11 protein-coding genes are annotated in these 17,618 nt (G+C 48.0%); 1 reads left to right on the forward strand and 10 read right to left on the reverse strand.

Annotated features, from left to right (window positions below; translation table 11 throughout):
- Positions 1 to 127: 127 nt before the first annotated feature.
- The 6 genes from AC4BAP_RS08685 to AC4BAP_RS08710 all read right to left on the reverse strand — a co-directional run bounded on the left by AC4BAP_RS08685 (position 128) and on the right by AC4BAP_RS08710 (position 10,985).
- The gene (locus AC4BAP_RS08685; RefSeq protein ID WP_490582239.1) at positions 128 to 3,025 is read right to left on the reverse strand and encodes a PD-(D/E)XK nuclease family protein; all 2,898 of its coding nucleotides are present in this window, start codon (positions 3,023 to 3,025) and stop codon (positions 128 to 130) included.
- Positions 3,026 to 3,223: 198 nt separating this feature from the next.
- The gene (locus AC4BAP_RS08690; RefSeq protein WP_490582240.1) at positions 3,224 to 3,658 is read right to left on the reverse strand and encodes a VOC family protein; all 435 of its coding nucleotides are present in this window, start codon (positions 3,656 to 3,658) and stop codon (positions 3,224 to 3,226) included.
- A 74-nt stretch (positions 3,659 to 3,732) separates the two neighbouring features.
- Positions 3,733 to 4,287: a DUF4287 domain-containing protein gene (locus tag AC4BAP_RS08695; protein WP_490582241.1), complete on the reverse strand. Its 555-nt coding sequence runs from the start codon at positions 4,285 to 4,287 to the stop codon at positions 3,733 to 3,735.
- Positions 4,288 to 4,413: 126 nt separating this feature from the next.
- The gene (locus tag AC4BAP_RS08700; protein WP_490582242.1) at positions 4,414 to 6,663 is read right to left on the reverse strand and encodes an ATP-binding protein; all 2,250 of its coding nucleotides are present in this window, start codon (positions 6,661 to 6,663) and stop codon (positions 4,414 to 4,416) included.
- A gap of 131 nt (positions 6,664 to 6,794) precedes the next feature.
- Positions 6,795 to 10,196: a UvrD-helicase domain-containing protein gene (locus AC4BAP_RS08705; protein WP_490582243.1), complete on the reverse strand. Its 3,402-nt coding sequence runs from the start codon at positions 10,194 to 10,196 to the stop codon at positions 6,795 to 6,797.
- Between the two features lie 249 nt (positions 10,197 to 10,445).
- Positions 10,446 to 10,985, reverse strand: coding sequence for a hypothetical protein (locus AC4BAP_RS08710; RefSeq protein ID WP_490582244.1), 540 nt, complete (start codon positions 10,983 to 10,985; stop codon positions 10,446 to 10,448).
- 635 nt (positions 10,986 to 11,620) lie between these two features.
- Between AC4BAP_RS08710 and AC4BAP_RS08715 the strand changes: the two genes are divergently transcribed.
- Positions 11,621 to 13,447, forward strand: a complete 1,827-nt coding sequence (locus AC4BAP_RS08715) for a DEAD/DEAH box helicase (RefSeq protein WP_490582245.1) — start codon at positions 11,621 to 11,623, stop codon at positions 13,445 to 13,447.
- Positions 13,448 to 13,763: 316 nt separating this feature from the next.
- Here the strand turns inward: AC4BAP_RS08715 and AC4BAP_RS08720 are convergent, their stop codons facing one another.
- The 4 genes from AC4BAP_RS08720 to AC4BAP_RS08735 all read right to left on the reverse strand — a co-directional run bounded on the left by AC4BAP_RS08720 (position 13,764) and on the right by AC4BAP_RS08735 (position 17,588).
- Positions 13,764 to 14,549 carry a DUF6544 family protein gene (locus AC4BAP_RS08720; protein WP_490582246.1) on the reverse strand — a complete coding sequence of 262 codons (786 nt, stop codon included), beginning with the start codon at positions 14,547 to 14,549 and terminating at the stop codon, positions 13,764 to 13,766.
- Positions 14,550 to 14,629: 80 nt separating this feature from the next.
- On the reverse strand, positions 14,630 to 15,082 hold the full coding sequence (locus tag AC4BAP_RS08725; protein ID WP_490582247.1) for a ferritin-like domain-containing protein: 453 nt from the start codon (positions 15,080 to 15,082) through the stop codon (positions 14,630 to 14,632).
- An 85-nt stretch (positions 15,083 to 15,167) separates the two neighbouring features.
- Entirely contained in the window at positions 15,168 to 16,403 is a 1,236-nt protein-coding gene (locus AC4BAP_RS08730) for a BaiN/RdsA family NAD(P)/FAD-dependent oxidoreductase (protein ID WP_490582248.1), read from the reverse strand.
- 357 nt (positions 16,404 to 16,760) lie between these two features.
- On the reverse strand, positions 16,761 to 17,588 hold the full coding sequence (locus AC4BAP_RS08735; RefSeq protein WP_490582249.1) for an SDR family oxidoreductase: 828 nt from the start codon (positions 17,586 to 17,588) through the stop codon (positions 16,761 to 16,763).
- Between the last annotated feature and the right edge of the window lie 30 nt (positions 17,589 to 17,618).

A 17,618-nucleotide genomic window follows, 5' to 3' on the forward strand; every position in this document is an offset into this window, starting at 1 on the left:
TTTAAGTTTGTTTTTAACAGGACTCGGTTTTTACATCAACGGTTGCATGAATATATTATTATGATAATATTATCCTGCAATGTATTTTATACTTTGTGTATGTTCCTGCACAGCCTAAAAGTATGGTTTACCTGGCGCAAATGCCCCGGTAAGCGCACCATTTACAAACTTCGAGGTCATTCGTTTTTCGGATAGGCTCCTCCGGGTCTAGTAGTCGATTCACGAAGTCCGACAGAAGCGACTCAGAAGCACTTATAAAATCGCCGCCTATTTCCTCTGGAAAGTTAAACTCAGATGAAAGCACACCCCCCTCCAGGTTACGGAACGAGATGATGCCAGATTTAGGATCTACTGCCAACGGCGACACATGCGGCGCATTGCGGAGTATCTTTTCTGGTTCGCGCTGCAGGGTGCGGTGCAGAATATACTCATAAAGCCACAACTGTCGGGCTTTGCCATACTTTGCATCGGTCAGGAAGTGGGTTTCCACGTCATCAGTTTTTACGTTAAGCTGGCTTTTTTCAACTTTGCCAGTTTTGTAGTCCACTACGCGCAGTTCATGCCCTGTCAGGTCGATGCGGTCTGCTTTTCCAGCAACGCGCACCTGCAAAGTTTCGCCGTTTACCTGCACCGGAAGTATGGCATCCAGGGTTTCTTCGAGGCGCAATACATACAGCGGCAACTCATCCGAATCTTTTAACTGGTGCAGGTATTTCTCCAGCACTTCAACGGCCACTTTGTAAAGCAGGTAATTCATGCCGCGCTCTGGTTTGGCACCTTGCGTAACCTTGCTGAACTCAGCCTTTGTTTTGGCGGGCAGGGCCTTCTGCATTTGTGCTATATGTCCAGCGGTAATGGGTTCGCCGCTTTGTTCGTGCGGCTTAAAGAAATCTTCGAGCACCTGGTGCACGATGGTACCAAACTGGTCAGCGCCTAACTGCTCTTCCACCTCATCGATCTCCTGCATTTTGGCAATGCGGGTAAAGTAGTACTGCAGCGAACAGTTGATGTACATGTTCATGTGCGAAGGGTAGAGGCCACGCTCCAGTTCCTGCTTTAGTTGCGCAATGGTGGCTGCGTCTTTCTCAATCAGGATGTCCTCCTCATACTTGCGTGTCTGTTCCTGCTCCACGGCAGCCGTCATGTCGCGGAAGGTGATGCGTGGGTTGCGCAGCGCCAGGTCGTTTTGCAGCTGAAGTATAAAGCGGCTCTTCTCACCGGAGCCATAGGTGTCGGATGGCAGCACGTAGAGCAGGTTTACGTTTTTGGCGCGCTGCAGCAGGCGGTAAAAGTTATAAGCCATGGCACCCTCAGACTCGGCGTAGGTAGGCAGGCCAAACTGCTTCAGCACATCGTATGGCATCAGCGATTCGTGGCGTTTTGGTGCCGGCAAAGTGTTTTCGTTTACCGAAAGTATGATCAGGTTCTCAAAGTCCAGTGCACGGGTTTCGAGCATACCCATGATCTGCACATCAGAAATAGGCTCACCGCTAAAGGGCAGGCGCGTCTGGCTGATCAGTTCGTATAAAAACTTCTTGAAGCTGCGCACCGAGATCTTCTGCTCACGGCAATCGAAAATGGTATCGAGGCGTTTTACCAAAGTATAAAAAATGTACAGGTACTCCGTTTCGATGGAGTTGTGGCCGTGGCTGTATACCTGGCGCAGCAGCTCGATCAGCTCATACATCGCATGAATGATGTCGTCGCAATCGCGCCAGCTGGTGAACAGCACCTCGAAAAGCGGGTGGTGCTGGCTAAGTTCCAACAGTTCCTCAGCCCGTACCAGTACTTTGTTTTCCTGCACCATCTTCTCCAGCACGGTTTGTATCATGCCATGGTATTTGGCCTGCTCCGGGTCGTCGTTCAGGTGCAGCTCATACCTTCTGATAAAAGGGTGCGTGAGCAGTTTGGTAACCGACAGGTGATGGTACTGGTGCACTTTGTAGCCGGAGTCGGTGAGCTGGGTAACGCCGGTCAGGTGTACCTCAAACAGCAGGTCCACGAGGTTGAACAGGGGAGTGCCCTTAAAGCTCAGACCCATGGTTACGTTATAGGTCGGGATCTCCTCCGGAATGGAGTGCAGCACCGGTAAAAGCAAGGTTTCATCGGGCAGCACGATGGCTACCTGCGCATGCTTGTCTTTTTCGCGTATCTGCTGCAACAGCTGTCCGGCCAGTTTGCCCTGCATGCTGGCATTGGCTACCCCGATCACGTTTATTTCCTTGTCATCGGTCAATAGCAGGTTTTGTTGCCAGCGCCACTCCGGCAGTTTCCAGGTGCTTTTATACTTGCGCAGAAAGCTTCCAGCCCTGTTCGGTGTGTTATCCTCCATGTAAAAATCATCACTGTCGAAGAGCACCTCTGCTTTGTCATGCTTCAGCAGGGTTTTGATGATTTTTTCTTCGGATACGGTTAAGCTGTTCAGGCCAATGAAGATAAACTGGGCACATGCATCCGACTTGGCTATACTTTCGATGTCCCGGGCTACTTTCCGGAAGGCCATGCCGGTGTAGGCCTGCTTGTTTTCGAGCAGGCGCTTTTGCAGGTTATGATAGGTTTTTTCGATATTGTCCCAGAGGCTGAAGTACTTGCGCAGGGTAGGGGACACCTCCTTACCCAGAAACTTGGGGTCCCAGCGCTCCAGGGCTTTGGCTTCCGTTAAATACTCAAACAGTTTCCGGGTATCTACCAGGTTTTGGTCTATGCGGCTGAAGTCGTCGAGCAGGGTGGCCGACCAGGTTACAAACTGATCGAAGTCCAGATTTGGATCCTGCTCGCGCATCAGGTCATAGAGATCCAGTTGCAGGTTTATCGGCTCAACCACGTCCGTTTTGGCAAGCTTCCGGATGAAGTCTTCCATGGAGTATACTTCCGGCGACCAGATAGGCTCCGGGGCAGCCTGTGCCAGGGCAGTCTTAAAAAAGAAACTGGCACGCCTTGAGGGCAGCACAATGCACAGGTCGCTGATGTTCTCTTTATACTTCTCGTAAACGTATTTCGCTGTTAGCTCCAGGAAAGTCTGCACAGGTAATTTTGAATGAGTGGTTGAGTGAATTATTCTCTGAATCAGGATTTACAGGATTATAAGATGGACAGGATGATAGTGTAATCTTTAATTAGTTTTTATGAAGCGCTGTCGGAGATCACTAGCATACTACTTTGCTCTTTTTCTTTTTACAGCAAATGAATCCTGTCCATCAAATAATCCTGTAAATCCTGATCCTTAGTGTATCGATGGCATTTTGGTATTCCCAAGGTCATCCATTGGTAAGTATGGATTGTAGGCTATTTCCCAGAGGTTATCATCCGGGTCGGCAATGTAGCCGCTGTAGCCACCCCAGAATACTTTCTCAGGTTTTTTCATAACACGGGCACCTTTCTCTTCCAGTTGGGCAATCAGTTCGTCTACTTCCTGCTCAGACCTTACATTATGGGCAAGCGCATACTTCCTGAACCCCTGGCCAGCCGGGTCTACGCCGGCATCATCGGCTAAAGACTCCTGCGGGAACAGGGCTAACTGTATGCCGTTCAACTGAAAAAATACAATGCCATCGGTGCTGGCTTCTGTTGGCGTCCAGCCGAACACGTTCAGGTAAAAGTCCTTGGCGCGTTGCAGGTTGCGCACCCCAATGGTGATAAGTGTAATTCGTTGCTCCATGGTATTTTATACTTGCTTCGCTGCTAATGTCTTAGTAGCCTTAGCGTTCTATGCTTTTAAGTATAAGGTGATAGTTACTTAGCCTGCTCGTAGGCCTCGCGTAACCAGCCCATTAATGCTGGGGTAACATCTTCGGGCTGCTCAATTCTTACTCTGTGCGAGCACATGGCATTAAAGCTGCCCGATTTCTCGAGTTTTCCCTCCGGCTCTTTGCCCTTTAAATTGATGCCCACATCCAGGCGTGTTTTGGTGGACGGCTGTATCAGCGCAAATTGCTTTTTTGCTTTCACACTTACATAGGCCTTTTTAGGAACAAACGCCACATCGTCGCCAAACTGCTTCATTTCGTTTACAAGGCTCTCATAAACTGGGTACAGGCTTTCCTTGCCCTTGTACTGGTCCTCGATCAGCTGCTGAGGGTTTTCCGAAGAGCCAGCATCGCTGCCTTTGGCCTTGTGCGCCACCAGGTTGGCAAAGCCGTGCGTAAACCCATGCTCTGTTTTCAGGTACTTGATAATTTCGCCGTGTTTCTCTATTCTTGAAGCTTTTACAATACCTATCCATTCCTCCAGAGACTTTCCCGTGTTTTTCTGCAGGTTGTCGATCATCGTTTGCGTAGCCTGATCCATAGTGTATGCGGTTTTTTTGGTTTATACTGGTCTTTTTGCTCTGCTTACAAGATAAGTAAATCTATACTTAATCACTGCAGGCAAGTATAATTTCAGCCATACTTTGTAAGCCTTGAGCAATACATTTTAATGCTGCTTGTTTGCAATGGATGCCGGGAAGGCTATGGTAAAGGTAGTGCCTTGGTCCGGCATGCTTTCTATACTTATAACACCGCCAATAAGCTCTACCTGTGTTTTTGTCAAGTACAAGCCAATGCCCTTCGAGTCTTTGTTGCGATGGAATGTGTTATACAGGCCAAACATTCGTTGCCCTGCTTTTTCCATGTCTACACCCAGGCCGTTATCCGACACAGAGAGGTAAACCTTCGTTGCGTCTGACCAAGTTTTTATAAGTATGGCGGGTACTCTGTTGTCTGACCTATACTTCAGGGCATTGGACAGCAGGTTGTGCAGGATACTTTCCAGGTAAACTTTGGGCGCGTGCAGGTCTGGTACCTGCAGGTCTGTTTCAATCCTGGCACTTGTTTTACTGATGGTAGGCATTTGGTTCTGCACCTCTTTCTCGATCAGGTCGGCGAGGTGTACGGTCTCTTTATTTTGCTCATCGGTGGTAGCAGATCGTAGCACAAGATTCAGGTCGTCAATCGTAGCAGACATGTTGTCTATCATTTTACTCATGCGCCTCATTACCTCTTTGCTTGTTTCCGGGCTGGGCTCTGCGTTGTACAGGTCGTATAAGCCTTTAATGTTGCTCATAGGCGATCGCAGGTTGTGTGCTATGATCTGTGTAAAGTCCTCCAGTTTTTTATTTTTCCGTTGCAGGTCCTCAGACGAGGCGTTCAGTTCTTCGTTCATTTCTGAGAGCTTCTCGGCTTGTCGCTGCATCAGCATAGCCACAATTTCTTTCTGAAAGATATAGGCGATCGCTGTGTCTCCTGCAGACCAAGGCATTGATTTACCCCTGACAGTTTCTTCCCATTTATTGAAAGATTCGCGTGGATGTATACGGGCATCAGCACCTGGTTCCGGCTTTTCGGGATTGCCCGCCCAAATCCGTGTTTCCTTTATCTCTGGTTTGAAGAAAAGTATAAACTCTTTGTTATACCTTGATATTTCAACAGCAAGCATTCCGCTGGCCACTTCGCGGTAGGCAGCTGCTTCTGGAATGTGCTTTGACATTTCGCGCGTAGTAAAAACCTGATCAAACTCCAGGGTGGAAAGCAACTGAAGTATTTGCTGAATTTGCCCGGGTGATGGCGTAATGCCTTTTGTCTCGATGCGTCCTTCCAGGCATACTGCCACGCCAAGTGCCTCCGAGAGGTCAAACACGTCCACCTCGCCATTTAAAAGCCCTTTGGACAGGCTGTCTTCTGCCTGTACCTGCGCGACAAGCTTCTTGCTGACATTGCGGTAACGGGCCATCTTCTGCTGGTCTGCCTTCTCCTGGTATGCCAGAATGGTGTTGGCAAAGGTTAGGGCAGCAAACAGGCAGGTTTGCCGCTTCCAGAAATTCGTGAAAAGCGCAGACTGATGCTGGCAAGCGATAATTCCCCATAAACGGCCCTGCACGATAATAGACACAGACAATGTGGCCCCAACCTCCATGTTGCGCAGGTACTCCAGGTGTATTTCTGAAGGGTTGCGGAGCTCCGATTGGATGATGTTTGTAGGTGCGCCGGTTCTGGGGTCAAAGTATGGTATGATATCAACGGCACCGGCGTTTACATCGGCTATTTGACGTACATGCTTGAGCAACAATAGTTCGCGTGCCTGAGCCGGTATGTCCGAAGACGGGAAATGGTGGTGCAGGTATGATCTGACCCCCGGCTTCACTTTCTCGGCGATTACTTCTCCGTGCCAGTCCTGGTCAAAAACATAGAGCATTACACGGTCATAGTCCAGCAGTTGCTGCACATACGCAACCAAGGCATTGGTCTGCTCTTCGAAGCTGGGCAGGTTGTTTAGCTCGGCATGGAACTGGGAGTAACTGAGCATGTTTTGCAGCCTGTTCTCGTTCAGGGCCATGCTCATGGGCTCAAATTCCAGTACCAGCTTGTCATCGCTTTGGCTTATGTAACCAAAAAAGTTGTTTTGCTGCATCACCACCATCTGCGGACTAACCATTGCACTGCTGGTGATCTGATTTAATAGGGTGGCATGCTCATCAGGCGAAAGTATAGCGCTTAGGTTGCTGCCCGGCAGATACGTATCGTTAACTTGTAGAAAGTCCTTAATATTCTGACTTATCTGAAGTATGGTCAGGCTCGACTTGTCCAGGATCATCATGAAACCATGCGGCTGAATCCGGCCTATGATGTGAATAGGCTCTTTGTCACAGTTGGTAAGATCTACTTTTAAGTTCTTGTAGTTTTGCATGGTTTATACTTATGCACAGCCGGTTAGCAAATTAAGCTGCATTGCCACCACAGTGCAAACAGGCTTTCTCAATCCAGACAGGAAATACATTACGCTGTTAAAATGCTTGTAACAGCTCACAAATTATAGAATTAAAACGAAAGCCCTAGCTGTTCTGCCGGTTTAGTGCCGTAAATCCACGTTAATACCTGTTGTGTATCGAAGTAGTATAGTATGCACTTTACTTTTTTATAGCCAAGTTGCCGGAAGCGTACAGCGTAATGGTCTAGTTTGTTCCGATGTGCCGGCTCGGGTGGCGGTGTTTTAAACTCTATCAGCACTACACCCTCGCTGTCGAACACAATGCGGTCGGGTTTATACAGGTAGGCCCTGGCATCCAGCACTTCTTTCTCGTGCTCCACGGCGACTTTCTCAGTAAAATAACGGGCCAGTTCGGGGTGGTTCAGTACCTGCGCCAGCTTAGTACGCATTTCCGGCTTCTCACGTTCGCTTATAATGCCCTCGTATACCATTTGGCGAAGCACTGCATCCAGCTCAGAGGCAAAGGCAATGCGTGCCAGGGCAAAATGCAGCTTGCGGTTCAGCTGGCGTTGCCTGGCCTGGGTATCAAAGTCGAACACGTTGTTGGCGTGCTGTTTTATTTTAAGGCGCTGCTCCCAATCGCTGGCCACCAGGTTTTCCAGAAAATAAGTATGGCTCAAATCCAGGCGCTTATGCTGCACACCCACACTACCTTTTGCCAGTTGGTAGCAATGCTTTCCGAACTCCCACATTTCTTTGTGCAGCAGGTAGCGGTATAGCAAATGGCTCACGTTTTTCGCCTGTCCTTCCAACTTTGGTGCCTTCCGCTCGTCCTGCAGGTCTTTCGCGTTGCCGATTAGGTACAGCCTGTTGATGGGGCGGGTAAGGGCCACATACAGCATGTTCAGGTTCTCGATAAAGGTTTTCTCTATCTCGGTGCTGTACTGTTTGGTAAGTATGGTATTTTCGAGTTTAGAACTAATATTTACGGCCACACTGCGCAGCTTGCCAGTAACACTGATCTCTTCCGGCAACTGGCTCCACATCAGCGATCCGCGCTTGGGCTCTGTGCTCCAATCGGCAAACGGTATGATCACGATAGGGTAGGCCAGGCCCTTGGATTTATGGATGCTGGTAATGGTGATGGCGTTGCGGTCCTTGGGGGTGTTTATACTTAGCTTTTCTTTCTGCACATCCCAGTATGTCAGGAAATTGTTCAGGTTATTGCTGTGTTTCAGGCTGTACTCCAGCACCAGGTCCAGGAACCGGAAAAGGTATTCGCTCTCGTTATTCTTGCCCAGCAGGTTAAAGATCCGGATAAGCTTTTCAGTCAGTTCGTAGATAGAGAGGTTGCCTGTTTCACGTTCCTGCACGTCAAAGCCAAATACACGAAGCTGTTCGAAGAATGTCTGGTTCTCCTTGTCGTTGGCAATGTCGGCAATTCTTTTTGTCATTTCCACGTCCGGTACGGCGCCCAGCGCCACTTTGCAAACAAGGTATAGCGCCTCTGATTTTGCAAGTGAATCGTTGGGACGGTTAAAAACCCGGAACATTGCCACCAATAGGTTGATCACTTCAGCAAATTGCAGCGAAAGCGAGTCCTGCGAGATGATGTCGAACTTGCGCTCTTTCAGGAAATTGGCTATCAATTTACTTTTGATATTGGTGCGGCAAAGTATAGCCATGTCTTTCAGCTCGTAGCCTTCCGCCATGGCCTCCGTTACCAGCTGCAGCACCATGTTCAGCGTGCTTTCATCGTAGGTCAATGCCTTTTCATGCTGGTATCCATCGTAAAACTGATCAATGCGCTGGCAACTGTTCAGGTCATACTTGTAGTTCAGGTCATCATCGTGGGTAAACAGCACCTGTATATGACCGCCATTATTCTGGCTGCCGGCTGGTGTCTGCTGCTTAAAGTCCTCGTCGTAGATGGACGTGAACATGCTAAACTCCGGGTGCCCCTCGCTTATAAAGCTGAACAGTTCGTTGTTGAACTCGATGATCTCGGAACGACTGCGGTAATTGGTTTTGAGGTTATCTGGCAGCAGGGCCTGGTCCACGGAGTCGTAGCGCTCTTTAATAAGCGGACCATGTTTGCGGTTCTCGTACAGTTGCCTGGTTGATCTTTTGTAGAGGTGCAGGATCTGCTCCATCTCGCCGCCGCGCCAACGGTAAATGGCCTGCTTGGCATCGCCTACCACCATGCTGAAGTGCCCTGATGCCAGGGCATTGTCTACCAGCGGCAACAGGTTGTTCCATTGCAGCACCGAAGTATCCTGAAACTCATCAATCAGGATGTGGTTATACTTTTCGCCTAGTCTCTCATAGATAAACGGTACCGGCTCCTGCAGCACAATGTCAATAATGCGCTTATTGAACTCAGAGATATGCACCGTGTTGCGGTCCAGCTTTATTTCCTGCAGGCATTTCTCCAACTCATTCAGCACCGATACCTTGTAAAGGTGTGGCACGATCTGCTGTATCAACGTATAGGTTTCGGCGTACACGGTTTTTATTCTTTCGATGTGGTAGTATAAGTCGGTGAGTTGCTGTTTTATACTATCTATCTGGCTTTTGGTATAGGCGCTGGCTTTTCCGGCATACCACTTATCGTCTTCTATACTTTGGCGTGCAAAGTTGTTGCCATAGTTCAGGTCTATGTCTTTATTTGCCCACTTGTTCAGGTAACCCCAAATGCCGCGATTGCCCTGGAAAAAATCGGAAGGGGAGAGGTCGGCATTTTCGATCAGCTGCATGCCCTGCATTCCTGCTTCCTGCACGGCCTCTTCTATTTTCCTTTTTGCCTCAAACAACTGCTCGCGCACCAGTTTAAAGTCCTCCAGGCTCAGTTGCTGAATATCGGTGATGGCTTCGTATACCTGTTCGTTCAGCAGGTTTCTGGCAAAGTCCATCAGGTCTTCGGCCAATAAGGTCCAGCTTTTGCCTTCACGGGCTTTCTCCAGCACATACTGCTCCAGGGTCTGTGACAGAAGGTCGTCTTTGGCGTCGTTCACCTTGTCAAGCAACAGTGATACCGCCGTGCTCAGCAAGGCATTAGAGTCCAGGTCAACCTCAAAGTTGTGGGGTATGTTCAGCTCCCGCGTAAAGGCCTGCACGATCTTGTTCACGAAACTGTCTATGGTGCTCACGCTGAAGTCGGAGTAGTTATAGAGTATCTGCCGGAACAGGTTTGCTGCCCTTCTGCGTACTTCCTCCACGTCGAGGTGTTCCTCAGGGTATTCCTTTTGCAGGTCTTCGGTTATACTTTGCAGCAGGCTCTCACTCTTCGCCTTTTCCTTATCGGGCAGGTTGGTGTCGTTAAAGTTTCGCAGCGCGGCAAGTATACGCTCTTTCATTTCGGCGGCCGCATCGTTGGTAAACGTAATGGCCAGTATGGAACGGTAATAATCCGGATTAGGCGTGTGCAGCGCAAGCTTCAGGTACTCTTTAGTAAGGTGGTATGTTTTACCGGAGCCGGCAGAGGAGGAGTATATCTTAAAAACTGAGGGCATAAGTATAGATCTATACTTTAAAGATACAGCAAAGCGGCTGCATTGCACAAATTATACTTTGAAAGATTTTTGCAGGCTGTTGATCTGTAACAAAAGCGCCATATACCAAGAGCGGGAATTGAACCGGAAATTTTCAACAGTCCATGTTGGGGATATTTTGACGTTTTAAGGTCATCAACTAGTAATAAACACAACAGCCCTTCCTGTGCAGGAAAGGGCTGTTGAAGTTTTATGCTCAGGCTGGCTTAATTATGCATAAGCCGGCTCCTGTTCTTTAACAACAGGCTGAAGTTGCGAGCTTGTGTCCTGCACGCACACGTGGTACATGATGCGGGCCATGGATAAAGAGTAGTCAGTGATCAGGCAGTGCTGTTGCTCAGGCGTGATAAGTGCCTTGCTGCTACCCAGGTTAAACTTGCTCAGTTCCATTACTTCGTCAAAAGTCTGACGCAGCATCTTTAATGCTTTAAAAGAAGGCTCGTTGTAGTATAACGGAATCACCTGGCAAACGGCATAGCTGCCTTTTGCCTTTTCTTCTTTGATCATCTGGCACAGCGACTCGATGTTCGTTCTGTCTACATCTGAGATAATCACGAAGAATACTTTCTTCTTGTCAGTGTTAGCTGATCGGGCAGGTGCGCTGCCCAGCAGCATGTTGCGCGAGATCTTGGTACCCTGCTGAAAACAGTCGTCTTTCAGGATCTTGTTGTGGATCTTGAATGCTAAAGCACCGGAGGCTATCAGGTTAAAATCTTTGCCTTGAGTTGAAATTTTGGAAAAGTGTAACATAATGAATTAAGGACTAAAGGGTTTAAGGTTTATTTAACTAGCTGTTCAGGCGGCTTGCCTGCTTCTCATTAGCCTAGGTAAATAAGACTTGTCACACGAAATAAAATGATGATTGGTCGGTTAGTGGTCTTGGGTCAAATTGTTGTCATAAGGGTTCTGGTTATGTTGGGTTTGGGTGTGTTTTGTTTGTGTTTACGGTGCAAAAGCAAAAACTATATATTTGAAAATACTATATATGGTGAACGTACTGATTTTAAGGGTGAACTGACCGTTTTAACGTGTGAAAGTATATTAAGTTACCTATTTTAATAAATAATTTAATTATTGGTATAAAAATATAAAATAAATATTGGTTAAATTAAATTATCTGAAATTATAAGTAAACAGCCTTAATAAACAGGTGAACCCACCCGATTTTGGGGTAGCTATACTTGGATAGAAATAAAATAGTTTATTAAAATAAATGTGCGTACCTTTGCGGCCGATTTGGACACGGTCTGATTACTGTATAACTGGGTACACCGTTTTTTGGCATATACTGGTTGTTTTAAGTTTTTCATGTCGCTCTCTCTGCGTAGAGATAGGTTAATTAGCAGACTGCTTCCAGATATGTCTTAAAAGTTATAAGTAATTAGATGAACAAAATCAGATTTGATGAGCTTCCGCTTTCGCAGGAAGTTCAGCGAGCAATCGCAGACATGGGTTTCGAAGAAGCCTCTCCCATCCAGACAGCAGCAATCCCTGTAGTTTTAGAAGGAAAAGATATTATCGGTCAGGCCCAGACGGGTACTGGCAAGACTGCCGCCTTTGGTATTCCTACCATCGAAAGCATTGATCCAAACAACAGAAACGTACAGGCGCTTATTCTTTGCCCTACCCGTGAGTTGGCGATCCAGGTTTCCGGTGAGATCCAGAAGCTGGCTAAGTATAAGTCTGGCATCAGCACCGTTCCAATTTATGGTGGACAGAGCTACGACCGTCAGCTGCGTGCCCTGAAGCAGGGTGTGCAGATCGTGATCGGTACGCCAGGCCGTGTAATGGACCACATCGACCGCGGTACGCTGGTACTGGATAACGTTACCAAGATCATCCTGGATGAGGCGGACGAAATGTTGGACATGGGCTTCCGTGAGGATATTGAGTATGTGCTTGAGCGCATCCCGGAAGACCGCCAGACAATCTTCTTCTCTGCTACCATGTCTAAGCCGATCATGGAGATGACCAAGCGTTATCAGACAGACCCGGTATTGGTAAAGGTAGTACACCAGGAGCTGACAGTAAGCAATATAGACCAGGTATACTTCGAGGTAAGAAACAACATGAAGCAGGAGGTGCTTTCGCGCCTGCTGGACATGTATAACCTGAAGTCGGCCATTATTTTCTGTAATACAAAGCGTATGGTGGATGACCTTGTGTCTGGCTTACAGGCACGCGGTTACTTTGCCGATGGTCTGCATGGTGACATGAACCAGAACCAGCGCTCTAACGTGATGAACAAGTTCCGTAACGGAACACTGGAGATACTGGTAGCTACTGACGTGGCTGCTCGTGGCCTTGACGTAGAAAATGTAGAGGCTGTATTTAACTACGACCTGCCTCAGGACGAAGAATCTTATGTACACCGTATTGGCCGTACAGGCCGTGCCGGTAAGTCTGGTAAGGCGTTCTCGTTTGTTGGTGGCCGTACAGATGGCTACAAGCTAAAAGACATCATGCGCTATACCAAGGCGAAGATCGTATTGCAGCAGGTGCCATCGCTTGAAGATGTGAACGAGATCCGTACAAACCTTTTCTTTGATAAAGTGAAAGAAGTGCTGGAGAAAGGACACCTTGCCAAGCATGTTGCACGCATCGAGCGTTTCGTGAACGAAACGGAAGGCTTTACTCCGCTTGACGTAGCCGCTGCGCTATTGAAGATGAGCCTGAAAGAGCAGAAGGTGAAAGAGAAGGGTGCTGAGGCTGAGAAAGGCCTGGGTGCAACCAAAGAGGGTATGGACCGTCTGTTTATCACTATCGGTAAAAAAGACAGAGTACACCCACGCGACCTGATCGATCTTCTTGCTCAGAACTCAAGCATCCCTGCCAGCCAGGTAGGTGATATCGACCTGTACGACAAGTTCAGCTTTGTGGAGGTGCCAACCGAATTTACTGCCGAGATCGTGGCCAACGTAAACCGCACGGATTACGAAGGACGCTCTATCGTGGTAGAGAAATCGCAGAAAAAAGGCTCTGGCCCGAAAGAAGGCGGCGACCGTGAAGATTTCGGCTTTAGCGGACGCTCTGGCGGCGAAAGACGCAGAAGCGGAGGCGGAGGCGGCTCATTCAGAGACCGTGACCGTCGTGGCGGTGGCGACAGAGATCGCGGCTTTGGTGGTGATCGCGGAGATCGTGGCGGTTTCGGAAGAGGCGAGCGCGGCGAAAGAGGCGGTGACCGTGGTGGTTTCAGAAAGAGAAGGTTCTAATATTTTTCTGAAGGAAATGTAACCTTGCCAGTGATCTGGCGTTATATATACTATACAGTGTTTGGAAGCTTAAAAACTTCTAAAGCTGTTAGAAAAGGCTGACTTGAAACGTCAGCCTTTTTGTTTTTTCAGGCCCTTTCTGCCCCGCCAAAAAAATATTTTAATTATTTAAGGTTCTTTCGTAACCAAGCTTAAGGCAGGGCGTAAAAGGAGTATCATAAAAAGGTTGGAAGATTAAGCTGACTGTTTACGCAGTTAGATATAACAAGGGTGAGATCAGACGGATCCCACCCTTGTTGCATTTCAGGCCCTCCCTTTATACTTCCAGATCCTCCAAATGCTCCACGTTATAGATAACCCGCTTGATGAACCCTTTAAAGTAAGTATACTCACCTTGTGGCAATTGCCAGGCAGCCTTTAGTTCGGAGGGTAAAGTATAACCATTCGTATTTTTATACTTCAGGTAGTAGGCCGTCCAGGGGTATTGTTCATATGCGCTGCCACTCGTGGAGTAATATCTGTCTGATGTCTCGAAAGCAACCGGCAATCCATCGGCATTAAAACGAAATTCACCTTTTACACTAATACCGGCATCCCGGATACTAGCCTCTAACTTCTCGTCACTGACTTGCTGCCAGTAAATATACCCGCTAAGTATAGCACCGGGCAGCAGGATAGCCTCTGATAGAAAGGTGACAAGTGCGGAGGCATTCATTTCCGGGCCTTTGGCATCGCTAAGCGTAAATCCGGCCAGCTTTATTAGCATATTGCCCATACCGTTTTTATACATGTCCTGCCCAGTAAGGGGCGCCAGTCCCAGCATTTTACCAGCCATAAAAGCAACCCGCATAGGCGGGTGAACTGCATTAAATTGTGAGCAGCTGATCGGCATCCAGTCTTTACCGGGTTTAAGCTTCAGGTAAGTGTCCTGCCACTCCAGGTACATGTTCTGTGCAACGGGCCTATCCAGGAATCCAGCCACCTGCATGTAACGCTGCAACAAAGGAGGGAGGTTGGTTATTTGTTCCTGGCTAAGCAACCTGGGTTCTATCAGGCCCTTACTCAATGCTTCTTCTATTTCGGTGTAAAAGGATTGCTGCATACGTATAAACCAGTGAGTGAATTTACCTGAAATAAAAAAAGGAGCACGAGGGCTCCTTTCCTAAGTATACTTAAATAAGTTTATGCGCTTTTGGCTGCATCACGAAGCGATCTGATATGGTCGTGGGCGCTCTTAACATCGTTGTATTGCTGTTGCACAATGGCCTTCAACTCTGCAGGCAGGTCCTTTTTCAGGGCGTCCTGGTAAGCACTAACGGCATAGTCCTCGCCACGCTCACATTCCTCCAACACACGGGTTCTGTCCTTGGATGACAACGCAGATTTCAGATCGATCCAGGCACGGTGAATGGTACCTTCGATAGAGCTGGACTCGGTGTCGGTATGGCCGATCCTGTGCAGGTAGTCCTGAAGCTCTGTGATCATGCTGTCGCGCTGCACTGCATACTTTTTAAAAAGGTCTTTCAGGTCTTTGTCCTCAACGTCTTCAGCTGCAGTTTTATACCCTTTTTCACCGTCTTTGCAACGCTCAATCAGATGGTGTACGGTTGAGTATACTTCCTTATTATTTTCCATAGTTTAACATTTTTATCTTTTAATATGCAGGTGTACTGATATCAGATAAAATTTGTTGCTTATGGATATTTTAATATTTACAGCATCAGAGAGAAGAAGCCATGGCCTGTCCGGCCAGGTAGCCAGTTGTCCAGGCTGCCTGAAAGTTGAAGCCACCTGTTATGCCATCTATGTTCAGTACCTCGCCGGCAAAGTATAAACCAGGGTGTACACGGCTTTCCATGGTCTTCATGTTTACCTGGCTCAGATCCACGCCTCCGCAGGTAACGAATTCTTCTTTAAATGTAGTTTTGCCTTTTACCTCGAAGGGGGCCCGATGTAAAGCCTCTACTAGTTTGTTGGTGTTTTTGCCCGGAAGTTCTGCCCAACGGGTTTCTTCCGGAATTTCGGCAAGTATGGTTAAAGCTTTCCATAGGCGCTGCGGAAGTCCGAACATCGGGTTAGAGCTGACTACTTTTTTAGGGTGAGCCTGTCTGTATTGTTGTAACTGTTCACGAAGGGCTTCTTCTGTGTAATCCGGAATCCAGTTGATCAGGGCCGTAAAAGTATAGCCAAGGTCATGGAACAGGCGCGCACCCCAGGCAGACAGTTTCAGCACGGCGGGTCCGCTATAGCCCCAATGTGTGATCAGCAGCGGTCCTTCGTACTCCAGTTTCTGGCCTGCGATGCGCACTTTCGCTTTAGGCACCGATACCCCCATCAGGTCTTTCAGGGCATTGTTGGGTACGTTGAAGGTAAACAAAGAAGGCACAGGCTCCTGTATCTCATGGCCTAAGGCACGCAGCCAGTCATAAGACTGCGATTTAGGGTTACCGCCTGTGCATACGAGCACCTTGTCAGCAGTTATACTTTGGCCATTACTCAGGTCGAGTTTAAAACCATTTGACTCTCCGTTTATACTTTGCGGTATGATTTTCTCAACGCCGGTACTGGTTTTTATACTAACCCCGACGCGCCTGGCTTCCTGTAGCAGGCAGTCTATGATGGTCTCGGAGTTATCAGTGACCGGAAACATACGCCCATCTGCCTCTGCCTTCAATTTTACGCCTCTTTTCTCGAACCAGGCAATTGTTTCTGTGGCTCCAAATACCTTAAAGGCCTCTTTTAGCTGTTTAGCTCCGCGTGGGTAATGCTGTGAAAGCACAGATGGCACAAAGCAGTGGTGCGTTACGTTGCAGCGGCCACCCCCAGACACCCTTACTTTGGAAAGCAGCTTGTTTGATTTCTCAAGTATGGTTACCTGCGCTTCGGGGTTTGCTTTGGCACAGGCAATTGCCCCAAAAAAACCAGCCGCTCCGCCACCTATGACTATTATATTCATTGTAGATTTTTGCTTGCTGATTGTTACCAGTTGTTTGAATCTGATTGCGTTTGACCCACCCCTAACCCCTCCAAGGAGCAGGGGCGTTTCATTCTAATAAAAAAGTAAAAAAACTTCTGTCATTCTGTAAAGAAATTTGTGAGAGAAAGAGGGCCCCTACCCCCGGAGGTTAAGCTTGTCCTCCCAGCCCCCAAGATCCTTCCAGGATGACAGAAAAGTTAGAATGAAGCGGCCCTGCTCCAAGTAGGGGAATCAGTGAACGATTATCATCCCCCTGCCCCCTACACTTCAAAGTGGGGACTACTATATAAATTGACTATACAACCAGCCAACAAGTAACAATCAAACACAAAGGTACTAAAAGAAATACATTGGGTCGGGGTGCAGGAACACGTAGGCCAGGTCATCTTTCAGTTTCTGGCTATTGATCAGTTTAAAGTGTGTTTCCTGCATATCGTCGAATTCCGGTGGGGTAAGGCCGAGGCGCCTGGCTGCCTCCGGGAAAAACTCTTTGCGGAGCGGGTGTGCGTCGGCGCAGGCATTGTATACTTTGCCCCACTTGTCCTGCTCTATTATGCGGCTAATTATGGCTACACAATCCTCCAGGTGTATCATGTTTACCGGCGCATCGCCGTTTGGCAGGTGCTTTTTACCAGCCAGGAACTTGCCTGGGTGCCTGTCGCCACCAACCAGCCCGCCAAAGCGCACGATGGTCGTTACCCAATCTTCCCGGTCCTGGAAAAGACGCTCTGCCTGCAACAGCATATGGTCTGGTTCCTGTTCGTCTGTAAAGCTGATGTCTTCTTCGGTTACGATCCGGTTCAGGTCCTGGTACACTGACGTGGATGAAACAAAAAGCACACGGCTTACTTCCGAATCAATCAAGGCTTTTAATAAGGTTTTAAGTTGCTCCAGATAGCCCTTTCCGCCATCAGATCTCAGCTTGGGAGGGATGTTGAGCACTAAGACATCAGCTTTAAGAAATTTTTCAAGATCATCACTTTGTTTATTATCCGGATGCAGGTTTATCAGGTAAGGCTGTATTCCGCTTTCTTTTAGTAACTCCAATTTTTCCGGGGATGTTGTAGACCCTTTTACGGTATAACCTGCCTTTACAAGTTGCGTTGCCAGCGGCAAGCCAAGCCACCCGCATCCTAACACACTGATTACCTGTTTATCTCCCATTTTATACTTTTTGTATGTGTCTAAAACTTA

Source organism: Pontibacter sp. GD7 (assembly GCF_058216375.1).